This window comes from Brevibacterium sp. SMBL_HHYL_HB1, from assembly GCF_018208375.1.
Taxonomy (GTDB): Bacteria; Actinomycetota; Actinomycetes; order Actinomycetales; family Brevibacteriaceae; genus Brevibacterium; species Brevibacterium intestinavium.
In genome coordinates this window covers 957625-969756 of record NZ_CP062936.1, presented here as the reverse complement: position 1 = coordinate 969756, position 12132 = coordinate 957625, and the positions used below count along the sequence as shown (strand labels likewise).

Here is a 12132-nt window from a genome sequence, read left to right as displayed (position 1 = left end):
ATCGTGCCGGTTCTAGGGCGTGTCTGATAAATTTCCCGGTGGGATTCTGAAACCCTGGAATCGTGTCTCGATTCCAACTACTCACTGATGACCAATGGGCTCTCATCGCCGACTACCTCCCGGCACCGACCGGCCGACGAGGCCGCCCGTTCTCCGATCCCAGACAGATGGTCGAGGGCATCATCTACCGCTACCGCACCGGTATCGCTTGGCGCGATCTGCCCGAGACCTTCGGCAAATGGCAGACCGTGTGGACCTGGCACCGCCGCCTCGCCGCCGACGGCACCTGGGATGCCATCCACCAGGCTCTGACTGTCCACGCGGCAAAGAATGACAAGGTCGACTTCACCGTCTCAGTCGACTCCACGATCGCTCGCGCACATCAACACGCGACGAACATCAGCCGCGTAAAAAAGGGACTCGTCGAATTACAAGGATCTACTGACAGAGTCGCCTGACCACGCTTTCGGCCGCTCGCGCGGAGGCTTGTCGACAAAGACTCATCAGCTCGTCGATGGCCACGGGCTGCCGCTGGTGTCGATCTGCACCGCTGGTCAGGACGGCGACAGCCCGATGCTCGCCCCTCTGTTGGACAACCTTCAGGTCGGTCGACGCACCCGCCCGGACGCCGTCCTTGGCGACAAGGCCTACTCATCGAGAGCGAACCGGTCACTGCTGCGGTCGCGGAAGATCGAGGCAGTCATCTCCGAACCGTCCGATCAGCAAGGCCATCGTCTCCGGCGAGGATCAAAGGGTGGCCGTCCACCGAAGTTCGACGCGATCAAGTACAAGGGTCGCAATGTCATCGAGCGCGGTTATGCCCGTTTGAAGCAGTGGCGAGGACTGGCCACTCGCTATGACAAACTCGCCGTCGTCTATCGAGCCGCTGTCGTGCTCAACGGTGTCATCGCTTGGTTACAGCATTTATCAGACACGCCCTAGGTGAAGTAGTTCTCGACGTCGATGGCCCCGCCGTCGCGGGCGAACTCATCGACGACCTCGGCGGCGAGTGCGTCGTCGGTCAGGAAGTCCAGCGCTGTGCAGGCCAGTCCGTAGGCCGCATCAGCCGCAGCGGTCTCGGCGGCCGGGGTCTTCGCGGCTTCGGCGAATTCACGGGTGTGCAGGGCCACCTCGGCGTCGGCGGTCTTGATCAAGGGGTGGATGCCGGGGATCCGGTAGGAGACATTGCCGAAGTCCGTGGACGCGGCGATCGATTCGTCGAGGACTCCGCCCGGCAGAGGTGAGCGCCCGCGGGTCTGCTCGTGCTCGGCCCAGCGAGCGGTCAGCGCGGAGTTCGTGCGCACCGGCAGTGAGGGCGGGTGTTCGTCCCAGTCGACCTCGACCCCGGTGCCGGTCATCAGCGCCGCGCCCTTGGTCGCGTCCTCGACCCGGTCGGAGAGCTCCTTGAGCGTTTCGGGGAACTTCGACCGGACGTAGCACTGGACGGTGGCGGATTCGGTGATGATCGACGGTCGGGTGCCTCCATCGGTGATCACGGCATGCAGGCGCGAGATCGGCGGCATCTGCTGCCGCAGCAGGCCGAGTCCCTGATAGAAGAGATTGGCCGCGTCCAAGGCGTTGCGGCCCATGAACGGCTGCGCCGAGGCGTGGGCGGCGATGCCGGAGAAAGTGACCCGCAGCAGGCGACGGCCTAACCACACCTGGTCGGCGCAGTCATAGCCGTAGCCGTGGACCATGATGGCCGCGTCGAGGCCGTCGAAGGCGCCGGCGCGGGCCATGACCTCCTTGCCGGAGTGCCCTTCCTCGGCCGGGGTGCCCAGCAGCACGACGGTGCCGGGCACGGAGTCCGGGTCGGCCTCATAGAGGGCGTGCAGGGCGAGGAAGGCGCCGACTCCTGCGGTGGCGATGATGTTGTGTCCGCAGGCGTGGCCGATCTCGGGCAGGGCGTCGTATTCGGCCAGAACGGCGATGGTGCGGCCGTTGCCGGAGCCGGTGGTCGCTCGCAGAGTGGTCTCGACTCCGTACAGTCCCGTGTCGACGTCGATGCCGCGGGCGCCCAGCACCGAGGCGATCTCGGCGACGGAGTCGTGCTCGTCGTAGGCGGTTTCGGCCAGGGAGTGGATGGTGTGCAGCAGCTCGGTCAGCTCCCCCTGCGCGGCCTCCAGACTGTCAGCGATCACCGTCCGGCTGGAGTCGGGGGCGCCGGTGAACTCGGAGGCCCAGTCGGCGGCCCGGTGGGCCCGCGCACGGGTCTGACGCGTGATCTCATCGAGATAGCTCTCATCCGGCGCGGTGGGGTGACTGAGATCACGGAGGTCGCTCATGACTGACAGGCATAGGAGGCATGAGGTCCAAACACACCCGGATCCGTCATATTCCGTTCGCTGAAGCGGATCAGCTGTCGACGAAGCGGAATTCAGCTCTCGACGAGGCGGATGGCCAGGGAGTCGATCTTCGACACGAGCTCCTCATCGCCGGCCACGGCCTCCTGGAACCGGCGCACCTCCTCCTGCGGCACCTCGGACTCGACTCCGAGGGTGATGCCCACCTCCGGACCGCCGAGGTGGACGCTGCTGCTGCCGGGGCTGACGGCCAATCGGGCCAGCCAGGGGAACGCTTCGGCGACGGTCCGCAGGCGGTCGGCCACCTCGGCGTCGGCCCAGGCCGGGGTCCAGGGCTGGGACTGGACGAAGGCGAACATGGCCGGGCGGCGCAACAGGAACGAGGATTCGGCGCCCGGGTCGAGGACGACGAGCTGGGACTCGGCCTTGATCGCGCCGAGCACGAGCCGTTCGGATTCGATCGGCACCGGCCGGGCCTGCGGGTGCCAGGACGTCAGCGGCGGGATCCCGGTGAAGCCCGGGGTGCATTCGCGTCCGTCATCGGCCTGGAGGCGGACCATGGCCATCTCCGAGGAGTTGTCGGCCATCAGCCCGTTGTCCCCGACCTCCTGTTCGACGGCCATGGGCACGATCGGCGCATACAGCCGGGCTCCGGACAGAGCGGCGAGGACCCGCTGGTGGGCCTGGGCATCCAGGGGCGAGTCCGCGACCTGCTGCAGCGCTTCGAGCAGGGCGGCATCGGCCAGTCCGCTGTCGCCGGAGAACGGGTTGGGTCGCAGCTCCCGCCCGGCCCAGGCCTGACCGGCCGAGTCCGTCGGCCCGTGCGTGCTCACCGGCTCACCGTCCTGCGACGTCGAGGGCTTCTTCCAGGCTGAACTTGCCCGCGTAGAGGGCCTTGCCCACGATCGCCGAGTCGACGCCGAAGGGCACGAGTTCACGCAGGGCGCGCAGGTCGTCGAGGCTCGAGACTCCGCCGGAGGCGACGATCGGGGCCTCGGTCTTCTCCGCCAGTGACTTGAGCAGTTCGACGTTCGGTCCCTGCAGGGTGCCGTCCTTGCGCACATCGGTGACGACATAGCGGGCGCAGCCGGCGGTCTCGAGGGTCTCGAGCACCTCGTAGAGGTCCCCGCCGTCCCGGGTCCAGCCGCGGGCGGCCAGAGTGGTGCCGCGGACGTCGAGGCCGATGGCGACCTGGTCGCCGAAGCGGGAGATCATCTCGGCCGTCCACTCGGGGTTCTCGAGTGCGGCGGTGCCGATGTTCACGCGCTCGGCGCCGGTGTCCAGCGCCCGTTCCAGGCTCTCGGTGTCACGGATTCCGCCGGAGAGCTCGACCTTGATGCCCACGGCCTTGACCACCTGGTTGAGCAGGTCGGAGTTCGATCCGCGTCCGAATGCCGCGTCGAGGTCGACGAGGTGGATCCATTCGGCTCCCCTGTTCTCGAAGTCCTGGGCCGCGTCGATGGGTGAGCCGTAGTCGGTCTCGGTGCCGGCCTCGCCCTGGACGAGGCGGACGGCTTTGCCGTCGGCGACGTCGACTGCGGGAAGGAGTACGAGCTTGTTCGTGGTGTCAGTCATTGTGACCTTTCTGCACGGGGTGCCACGGGGTTTCGGGCAATGCTAGTCGGTGGGCTCGGTCAGGAGCTGGGTGCGTCCGAGCCGAAGGAATCGAGCCAGTTGCGCAACAGACGGGCTCCGGCGGCGGCGGACTTCTCGGGATGGAATTGGGCGGCCCAGGTGGTGCCGTCTTCGACCGCGGCGATGAAGTCGCTGCCGTGGCGGGCGGTGGTCGCCTTCGTTCCGGGCGGAGGATCGACCACGGCATAGGAGTGGACGAAGTAGAAGCGCTCGTCGCGGATGCCGGCGAACATCGCGGAATCGTCCGGGGCGCTGATCTGAGTCCAGCCCATGTGCGGCACGACCGGGGCTTCGAGGGCGGTGACGGCCCCGGGCCACAGTCCGATGCCCTCGGTCTGCACCCCGTGTTCCTGGCCTTGGGCGAAGAACACCTGCAGGCCCACGCAGATGCCCAGCAGCGGACGGCCCTGTTCGTGGCGGGCGCGGATGAGGTCGACGCCGCCGACGTTGTCGAGTCCGGCCATCACGGCGGAGAAGGCCCCGACGCCGGGGACGAGGAGTCCGTCGGAGTCGTTGATGACATCGTGGTCGGCCGTCAGCGTCACCTCGGCGCCGGCGGCGGCGACCGCACGCACAGCCGAGCGGACGTTGCCGGCTCCGTAGTCGAGGACCGCGACCGTCGTCATCGTTTCGCCCCTCTGCTCAGCACCGACCAGATCCGCCACAGGGAGAAGCCGAGGACGATGACGCCGAAGCCCGCGACCACCCAGGCCAGCGTGTTGCCGCCGAGGCCCAAGGCGATGCCGAAGGCGGTGACGAGTCCGGCCAGGACGGCGGCGATGATCCACAGCAGAGCGGTGCGGGCCACGGCGGCCCGACCCGGTGTCATGGTGGCGGCGCTGGCCTGCAGCTTCGTCATCGAGTCCGTGCGGATGCTGCCTTCGACGTCCTCGGCCGACACGGTCTCGAGCAGGAGCTGTTCGAGCACATCGGGCAGGTTCTTCAACGCCAGGCCGGCCGGGACATCGGATTCGCGGGTCCCGTGCCGGTAGTGGCCGGCGTCGATCTGCTCCTCGCTGCGGACGAGCAGGAGGACCTCGTGCTTGCCGGCGAGCTTCGAGATCGCGGCGGCCGCCTCGTTGCCGGTGGCGACATCCGTGTCGTTGAGGACGATTCCGGAGAACTCCCCGATCGGCACGATGGTGCCTTCGATGTTCGACAGCACGCAGGCGGCGGCCAGCTGCTGGGTGAGACCGAACGGGGTCACGACGACGGTGGTGCTCACAGGACTCCCTTGGTGCTGGGGACGGAATCGCTTCGGGGGTCTTCTTCGACGGCCTGGCGCAGGGCGCGGGCGAAGGCCTTGTACTGGGCCTCGACGATGTGGTGCGGATCGCGACCGCGCACGAGGTCGAGGTGGACGGTCAGTCCGCCGTGGAAGGCGATGGACTCCAGCGAGTGGGAGGTCATCGAGCCGGTGAAGTGACCGCCGATGAGGTGGTACTGCTGGCCCTCGGGTTCGCCTTCGTGGACGAAGTAGGGGCGGCCGGAGACGTCGACGACGCACTGGGCCAGGGCTTCGTCGAGCGGGACGGCGGCGAAGCCGTACCGGCGGATGCCGGCCTTGTCGCCGAGGGCCTCACGCAGGGTCTGCCCGAGCACGATCGAGGTGTCCTCGACGGTGTGGTGGACATCGATGTGGGTGTCACCGGTGGCGGTGATGTCGAGGTCGGTCATCGAGTGCTTCGACAGTGCGGTGAGCATATGGTCGAAGAACGGCACGCTCGTGGAGATGGTCGAAGTGCCGGTGCCGTCGAGAGCGACGGACACGGACACCGTGGACTCTGAGGTGGTGCGTGAGTTCTGGGCCTGCCTCATGGAGTGCCTTTCGTCGAAGTGGGTGACGGGGTCGGATCGTCCCGGGTCGGGAGGTCGGTCGGGACTGCGGTGCGGGCGCCCGAGTCGGCGGCGGCAGCAGCCGGGCCGGCGGCGAGGATGTCCGGGGATTCGGCGAGGATCTCATCGATGGCGTGCAGGAACGCGTCGGTCTCCTCCTCGGTGCCGGCGTTGACGCGGGCGTGGCCGTCGATGCCGATATCGCGGATGAGTACACCGCGCTCACACAGCTTCTGCCACAGCTGGGCCGGTGAGGAGATGCTGCCGAAGAGCACGAAGTTCGAATCGCTGTCGTGGACGGTGAAGCCCACCTCGGCCAGATGGGCCGCCATCCGATTGCGGGAATCGATGAGTCGGTCGACATTGCCCAGCAGCACCTCCGCGTGTTCGAGCGCGGTGCAGGCGAGCACCTGCGTGACCTCGGACAGGTGGTAGGGCAGCCGGACGAGACGGAGGACGTCGATGAGGGCGGGATCGGCGACCGCGTAGCCCAGGCGCAGACCCGCGCAGGCGAAGGCCTTGCTCATCGTCCGGGACACGACGAGGCGGGGCCGGCCCTCCAGCAGGGTCATCGCCGAGGACTTGGCCGGGCGGGAGAATTCCGCATAGGCCTCATCGACGATGACGATGCCCGAGCAGTTGTCGTAGGCGGCTTCGATGACGTCGAGGCCGATCGAGGTCCCGGTCGGATTGTTCGGGGTGCAGAGGAAGACGATGTCGGGCTCGACCCGGGCCACCTCGGCGGCGACGGTCTCAGCGTCGAGGGTGAAGTCGTCCTTGCGGTCAGCGCTGAGCCAGCTGGCTCCGGTTCCGGTCGTGATCAGCGGGTGCATCGAATACGACGGCGTGAAGCCGAGCACGGTGCGCCCGGGTCCGCCGAAGGCTTGGACGATATGGCTGAGGACCTCGTTCGAGCCGTTGGCGGCCCAGATCATCTCGGGCTCCAGCGCGACGCTGTCACCGGCACGTTCGTTGATGGTGTTGAGATAGGTCACGAGGTGTTCACGCAGTGACGTGAACTCACGGTCGGGATAGCGGTTGAGTCCGGCGAAGTGGTCGTCGACGGCAGCGCGCATGCTGTCGATGACGACCTCGGGCAGCGGATAGGCGTTCTCGTTGACGTTGAGCTGGACGGGTACGTCCAGGTGCGGAGCCCCGTAGGGTTTGAGACCCACGAGGTCGGGGCGCACTGGCAGAGATTCGATGTTTCCCACGCGATCATTCTACCGAGAGGACCCCGCTGCCCCGGCGGCGGGTCGGACCGCGAGATGGGCCGGCGCCTCGTCTCCGCAGCCGTCGGCCGCGACGCGCGCCGGCCGAGCGTCAGCGGACGGGAACGTCGAGGGTCTGGCCGGGATGGACGGTCGGGGTGGACAGGTGGTTGAGCTCGGCGATATCGGCCACGACATCGCGGGTGTCGCGGTCGAGGTCGAGGTTCGAGGCCACGGTCCACAGCGACTGGCCCTCGTCGACGACGACCTCCTCGGCGTCGATGCCGATGGTCTCCGCCTCGGGTTCGGCGACAGCGGCGGCCGAGAACGACTGGGTGGCGAGCAGGAGCGCTCCGCCGATGACGACGGCGGCAATGAGCAGGGTTCTGAGAAGGCGCACCGCCTGGCGTCCACGGGTGGTCAGGCGCAGCCCGGTGTTCTGTGCAGACATCGCATTACCTCTTTCATTCGTACGATTCCACCAGCAATCGGTAGAACGTCTGTTCTATTCAACATGCCAATCGAACAAATGTCCAGTCCAACTCGAACATCTATGCGACAATGAGGAGGAACCAGCGTTGTTGATCGATCTGTCAGAACCATCTCAGTCGGCACTGACATGAGAATCTCCGCAGCGGAGATCGCGGCGTTCAGCGGCAGGGAATAGAACGAAGGGGAACGAGCAATGGTTCAGAACAAACGAGGCAGAGGCCGGCCTCGCAACGAGGATGTTGCCAGTGAGATCGCTGCCGCCCGCAGTGATGACGATGAGGTTGAGATTCCCGAGGGTTCGACCGGTGAGGGCGATTTCCGCCTCACTCCCCGTCAGCGTCTGGTCCTCGAGACCATCGAACGCGCCGTCGTAGCCAACGGCTACCCGCCGAGCATGCGCGAGATCGGCAAGGCCGCCGGACTCGCCTCTCTGTCGAGCGTGGCCCATCAGCTCTCGCAGCTCGAACGTCTCGGCTATGTCCGCCGCGATCCGAAGCGCCCGCGGGCCATCGAAGTGGTCAATCCCTTCGAAGAGGAGGAGGCCGAGCGGGCGAAGTTCGAGGAGCTGTCGAACAACACTGTCCAGGTTCCCGTCGTCGGTCGCATCGCCGCCGGCGGTCCGATCCTGGCCGAGCAGGAGGTCGACGATGTCTTCTCCCTGCCGACTCAGGTCGTCGGCTCGGGTGAGATGTTCCTGCTCAAGGTCATCGGCGATTCGATGATCGACGCCGCCATCTGCCATGACGACTGGGTCGTCGTGCGCAAGCAGCACACCGCAGACAACGGACAGATCGTCGCGGCCCTGCTCGACGGTGAGGCCACGGTCAAGACCCTCAAGCGCAAGGCCGGTCATCAGTGGCTGCTGCCGCAGAATGAGAACTACGAGCCCATCGACGGCACCTACGCCCAGATCATGGGCCTCGTCGTCGCCGTCATCCGCCGGCTCTGACCGGCACCGGTGTCGCCGGGTCTGAGGGACCGGCCCCGGCTCTGACCGGCCCGGCAGAGCGCCCGGATCCTGCCCCAACGCGAACGCCCGTGATCGCTTCGGCCACGGGCGTTCGCTCATTCCTGCCGCGCCCCGGGCGCCAAGCGGCCGCCGCTACCGCTCCACGCCTCATTCCTCGTCGGCGGCGGCCAGCCTGCCCAGGCTCGTGCGGACGAGTTCCGAATTCGTCGTCGGCCACATCCGCGGCATCGAATTGACGAGGAAGCCGGCGTATCTGGCCGACCGCAGCCGCGAGTCGAGCACCGCCACGACTCCCCTGTCGCCCGTCGAGCGGATGAGGCGTCCGGCGCCCTGGGCCAGGCGCAGGGCCGCATGTGTGGCCGACACGGCCATGAACCCGTTGACTCCGCGCTGATCGGCATCCCGTGCCCGCGCCTGCATGAGCGGGTCATCGGGGCGGGGGAAGGGCAGACGGTCGATGATGACCAGCCGGTTCGTCCGCCCCGGCACGTCGACCCCCTGCCACAGCGACATGCTGCCGAACAGGCAGGCCCGATCGTCCGCGGTGAACTGGGAGACCAGTGACGACAGCCCGTCATCGCCTTGGAGCAGGATCGGGAAGTCGAACGTCTCCCGCAGGTGCTCGGCCGCGGCGGTGGCGGCCGCCCGGGAGGAGAACAGTCCCAGCGCCCCGCCGTCCGAGGCCCGCACGAGCTCCTCGAGCTCGGTCAGCGCCTCGGGGCTCATCCCGCTGCGGCCGGGCCGGGGCAGGTGGGAGGCGACATAGAGGATGCCCTGTCTGCCGTAGTCGAACGGGGACCCGACATCGAGGCTGTCCCATTTCGGGGCGTCGGGTCCGAACAGACCCAATGAGGCGGCGACGGCGTCGAAATTCCCACCCAGGGACAGGGTCGCCGAGGTGGCCACCACGGTGGATTCGTCGAAGATGCCCGATCGCATGGTCCCGGCCACGCTCAGCGGGGCGATGACGAGGTTCGTCGTCTCCTTCTCCCGGAAGGTCGAGCGTGTCAGCCAGATGACGTCGTTCTTGCCCGGATCGCAGAAGCGTTCGGCCAGTTCGAAGATCTCCTGGCACCGGGCCTTGGCCATCTGCCGACCGGCATCGGCGTCCTCGGACTTGCCGCCGATGTCGTTGATGATCTGGCGTGCGGAGTCCCGGATCTGTGCCAGCGCGAGCCCGAGCGCCTCACTCATGTTGAGGATGAGCCCTTCGGGCACGCTCGACTGAGCGCGTTCGAGGGCCGCCGCGGCCGAGTCGAGCAGGGACACGACACCGTCCTGGACCGGGGTGTGCCGGCGCACGGAGCTCGTGGCCGCCTGCAGCATGCTCGTGTTGATCTGCCCGGACAGGGCGTTGGTCACCCGGTCCTTGAGCTCGTGCGCCTCGTCGATGATGATGACGTCGTGGTCGGGCAGCACGGACGATTCGCCGAAGGCGTCGATGGCCAGCAGTGCGTGGTTGGTCACGACGATATCGGCCTCGGCGGCCTTGTTCCGGGCGATCTCGGCGAAGCATTCGGTCACCAGCGGGCAGTTCGCCCCGAGGCAGTCGAAGGCGTTGACCGAAACCTGCGACCAGGCGCGGTCGCTGACGCCGGGCATGAGGTCGTCGCGGTCGCCGGTGTCGGTGATCTTCTCCCAGGTGCGGATCCGTTGGATCTCCTCCCCCAGGCCCGAGCGCTCGGAGGGTTTGCGGCCTGCCTCGGCGTCGGCACCGAGGTCGAAGAGCATGCCCTCGCCCTCGTCCGGGTACCCGCCGGCGAGCTTGTGCTTGCACACGTAGTTCCGCCGCCCCTTGAGCAGCGCGGCCCGCGGCAGCGGATCGAGGTCCTTCTTCACGGCCTTGAACAGACGCGGCAGATCGCGGTGGATGATCTGCGTCTGCAGGGCCAGGGTCGCCGTGGACACGACGACCTTGCCGCCGGTGCGGCTGACGTATTCGGCCGCGGGCACGAGATAGGCCAGGGACTTGCCCGTCCCGGTTCCGGCCTGGACGAGCAGGTGGATTCCCTTGTCCACCGCCGAGGCGACCGCCTGTGCCATCTCCTGCTGACCGCTGCGCGTCGACCCGCCGATGGCTCCGACGGCCGATGAGAGGAGCTCGTCGACGGTCACTGGTCGATGACCAGGTCCGGACGCTGGAATTCGCGCAGTTCGTCGACGAGCTCGGCCGGCACCTTGGCCTGCAGGCTGGTGCCCTCGGAGTTGTGCTCTTCGTGTTCGACGGTGCCCAGGGCGTAGATCTTCGAGACCAGGTCGCCGCGTTCATAGGGGATGAGCACGGTGATGTCGATATCGGGGGCCGGCAGTCGGCCCTCGATGGCCTCGATGAGGTCATCGATGCCGTCCTGGGTGGCGGCGGAGACAAACCGCGCCTCAGGGTACTCCGCGCGCAGGCCGGTGATCACGGCCTCATCGGCGATATCGGACTTGTTGAACACGAGCAGTTCGGGGATGTCGCCGGTCTCGACGTCCTTGAGAACTTCGCGCACGGCCTGGATCTGACCGTGGGGGTCCGGGTGCGAGGCGTCGACGACGTGGAGCAGCAGATCGGAGCCGGCGGCCTCCTCCAGTGTCGAGCGGAAGGCTTCGACGAGCTGGTGGGGCAGATTGCGGACGAATCCGACGGTGTCGGTGTAGGTGAAGGTGAGCCCATCGGCAGTCTGCGCCTGCCGGACGGTCGGGTCGAGGGTGGCGAACAGGGCGTTCTGCACCATCACCTCGGCGTCGGTGAGGAGGTTGAGCAGGGAGGACTTGCCCGCGTTCGTGTACCCGACGATCGCCACCGACGGCACATGGTGGCGGGCGCGGTTCTTCCGTTTGGTCTCTCTCGACGGTGCCATGGCCGCGATCTCACGGCGCAGCTTCGACATCCGGGTGCGGATGCGGCGGCGGTCGAGTTCGATCTTCGTCTCGCCGGGTCCGCGTGAGCCGATCCCGGCACCGCCGGCGACGCGGCCACCGGCCTGGCGGGACAGGGATTCGCCCCAACCGCGCAGGCGCGGGAGCAGGTATTCGAGTTGGGCGAGTTCGACCTGGGCCTTGCCTTCGCGGGACTTCGCGTGCTGGGCGAAGATGTCGAGGATGAGGGCCACGCGGTCGATGACCTTGACCTTGATCACATCTTCGAGCCCGCGCCTCTGGCTGGGCGCGAGCTCGGAGTCGATGATCACGGTGTCGGCACCGACGGAGGCGACGACCTCGGCGAGTTCCGCGGCTTTGCCCCTGCCCAGGTAGGTGCCCGGGTCCGGTTTGTCGCGGCGTTGGATGAGCGCGTCGAGGACCTCGGAGCCGGCGGTCTCGGCGAGTGCGGCGAGCTCGCGGATCGAGTTCTCGGCCTCGGCCTGGGTGGTGTTCCAGATCCCGGCCAGAGCGACCCGTTCGAGCCTGACCTGACGGTATTCGACCTCGGTGATGTCCTCGAGCTCGGTCGAGAGCCCGGCCACACGGGTGAGTGCGGCACGCTCGGCGAGGTCGAACTGGTCGTCCTCGCCGCTGGTGTCATGATCGCCCAGTGCTTGGGCACCTCGGGAGAGCACACGGTCGAGCATCGCTTTCCGACGCTCTTTGTCTTCAGACGTCATTCATTCCTTTGTTCTCTGCCACCCGCGCGGACTGCTCGCACGGGTCTGGTCAACCTTGGCACCGACAGTGGTGTCCATCAATTCTCCCACAGCCGTCTAGA

General features: G+C 67.4%; 12 protein-coding genes. 2 read left to right on the top strand and 10 right to left on the bottom strand.

Translation table 11 applies throughout. The features are described 5' to 3' along the window. Window positions 1-62 precede the first annotated feature (62 nt). A protein-coding gene (locus tag IG171_RS04610) for an IS5 family transposase (protein WP_212127312.1) occupies window positions 63-942 on the top strand; the annotation gives its coding sequence in 2 pieces (ribosomal slippage) (window positions 63-419 and window positions 421-942; 879 coding nt in all). On the opposite strand, the gene IG171_RS04605 is transcribed toward IG171_RS04610, so the two are convergent. From IG171_RS04605 to IG171_RS04570, 8 genes are all read right to left on the bottom strand, one after another. Further along, window positions 939-2285, bottom strand: a complete 1347-nt coding sequence (locus tag IG171_RS04605) for a M20 family metallopeptidase (RefSeq protein WP_212130219.1) — start codon at window positions 2283-2285, stop codon at window positions 939-941. The two genes, IG171_RS04610 and IG171_RS04605, sit on opposite strands and share 4 nt — an antisense overlap. 92 nt (window positions 2286-2377) lie before the next feature. After that, window positions 2378-3136: an SseB family protein gene (locus tag IG171_RS04600; RefSeq protein WP_212130218.1), complete on the bottom strand. Its 759-nt coding sequence runs from the start codon at window positions 3134-3136 to the stop codon at window positions 2378-2380. Window positions 3137-3140: 4 nt separating this feature from the next. After that, entirely contained in the window at window positions 3141-3878 is a 738-nt protein-coding gene (gene priA / locus IG171_RS04595) for a bifunctional 1-(5-phosphoribosyl)-5-((5-phosphoribosylamino)methylideneamino)imidazole-4-carboxamide isomerase/phosphoribosylanthranilate isomerase PriA (protein WP_212130217.1), read from the bottom strand. 59 nt (window positions 3879-3937) lie between these two features. Beyond that, window positions 3938-4564, bottom strand: a complete 627-nt coding sequence (hisH, locus tag IG171_RS04590; RefSeq protein ID WP_212130216.1) for an imidazole glycerol phosphate synthase subunit HisH — start codon at window positions 4562-4564, stop codon at window positions 3938-3940. Beyond that, window positions 4561-5163, bottom strand: coding sequence for a hypothetical protein (locus IG171_RS04585; protein ID WP_212130215.1), 603 nt, complete (start codon window positions 5161-5163; stop codon window positions 4561-4563). The genes hisH and IG171_RS04585 overlap by 4 nt, the downstream gene beginning before the upstream one ends. Then, window positions 5160-5756 carry an imidazoleglycerol-phosphate dehydratase HisB gene (gene hisB / locus IG171_RS04580; RefSeq protein WP_212130214.1) on the bottom strand — a complete coding sequence of 199 codons (597 nt, stop codon included), beginning with the start codon at window positions 5754-5756 and terminating at the stop codon, window positions 5160-5162. Before hisB ends, IG171_RS04585 begins: the two co-directional genes overlap by 4 nt. After that, entirely contained in the window at window positions 5753-6988 is a 1236-nt protein-coding gene (locus IG171_RS04575) for a histidinol-phosphate transaminase (protein WP_212130213.1), read from the bottom strand. The genes hisB and IG171_RS04575 overlap by 4 nt, the downstream gene beginning before the upstream one ends. A gap of 109 nt (window positions 6989-7097) precedes the next feature. Continuing rightward, complete coding sequence (locus IG171_RS04570) at window positions 7098-7436, bottom strand: LysM peptidoglycan-binding domain-containing protein (RefSeq protein WP_212130211.1); 339 nt, start codon at window positions 7434-7436, stop codon at window positions 7098-7100. Window positions 7437-7670: 234 nt separating this feature from the next. Between IG171_RS04570 and lexA the strand changes: the two genes are divergently transcribed. Further along, window positions 7671-8426, top strand: coding sequence for a transcriptional repressor LexA (lexA, locus tag IG171_RS04565; protein ID WP_212130209.1), 756 nt, complete (start codon window positions 7671-7673; stop codon window positions 8424-8426). Window positions 8427-8594: 168 nt separating this feature from the next. Here lexA and IG171_RS04560 read toward each other — a convergent pair whose 3' ends face one another. Beyond that, the gene (locus IG171_RS04560) at window positions 8595-10562 is read right to left on the bottom strand and encodes an ATP-dependent DNA helicase (RefSeq protein ID WP_212130207.1); all 1968 of its coding nucleotides are present in this window, start codon (window positions 10560-10562) and stop codon (window positions 8595-8597) included. Further along, window positions 10559-12031, bottom strand: a complete 1473-nt coding sequence (hflX, locus tag IG171_RS04555) for a GTPase HflX (protein WP_212130206.1) — start codon at window positions 12029-12031, stop codon at window positions 10559-10561. The genes IG171_RS04560 and hflX overlap by 4 nt, the downstream gene beginning before the upstream one ends. Window positions 12032-12132: the final 101 nt, after the last annotated feature.